This window comes from Corynebacterium sp. MSK195 (genome assembly GCF_030228885.1).
Classification (GTDB): Bacteria; Actinomycetota; Actinomycetes; order Mycobacteriales; family Mycobacteriaceae; genus Corynebacterium.
The window spans coordinates 1-1055 of sequence record NZ_JASPGT010000041.1 but is presented as its reverse complement, the minus strand read 5'-3'; the positions used below and the strand labels follow the sequence as shown (position 1 = coordinate 1055).

Below are 1055 nucleotides of genomic sequence, written 5' to 3'. Positions count from 1 at the left end.
AAGTGGCATGTCCTGGACCCGAAGCGGGGTGATCTACCCATGGCCAGTGTGAAGCAGCTGTAAGAGGTTGTGGAGGCGCGAACCCACGTAGGTTGAAAACTGCGGGGATGAGCTGTGGGTAGGGGTGAAAGGCCAATCAAACTCCGTGATAGCTGGTTCTCCCCGAAATGCATTTAGGTGCAGCGTCGTATTATAGCTTGGTGGAGGTAGAGCGACTGGTTGGTTGAGCGGGACTACAATCTTAGCAATGTCAGCCAAACTCCGAATGCCACTAATTGTGTTGTACGGCAGTGAGACTGTGGGGGATAAGCTTCATAGTCGAGAGGGAAACAGCCCAGATCGCCGGTTAAGGCCCCTAAGGGTGTACTAAGTGGAAAAGGATGTGGGATCGCGAAGACAGCCAGGAGGTTGGCTTAGAAGCAGCCATCCTTGAAAGAGTGCGTAATAGCTCACTGGTCGAGTGGTTCTGCGCCGACAATGTAGTGGGGCTCAAGTACACCGCCGAAGCCGCGGCAAACATTTTTTGTTTGGGTAGGGGAGCGTCGTGCATGGGTTGAAGCGTTACCGTAAGGAGGCGTGGACTGTGTGCGAGTGAGAATGCAGGCATGAGTAACGAATTGATAGGTGAGAATCCTATCCGCCGGATGACTAAGGGTTCCTGGGTCAAGTTCGTCTTCCCAGGGTGAGTCGGGACCTAAGGCGAGGCCGACAGGCGTAGTCGATGGATAACCAGTTGATATTCTGGTACCCGTACATGCGCGCCCATGATAAAGCACTGATACTAACCACCGCGGATGCACTGCTGACACTCTTTGAGTGTTGGTGGTGTTGATGTCGTGGGGCCTGATGTGTGGTTCAAGTGATGGGGTGACGCAGTGAGGTAGCCACGCCACTTATTGGATTGGTGGTGTAAGCGTGCAGATCGTGTGGTAGGTAAATCCGCCGCACATATGGTTGAGACGTGATGCGTAGACCCATTGGGGTTGATGGTGGTGATCCTGTACTGTCGAGAAAAGCCTCTAGCGATGTGTGTGTATGGCCCGTACCCTAAACCG

Annotated in this window: 1 rRNA gene; it reads left to right on the top strand. The window is 53.6% G+C overall.

The window, feature by feature from the left end:
- A 23S ribosomal RNA gene (locus tag QP909_RS11700) occupies nucleotides 1-1055 on the top strand; the annotation flags it as partial.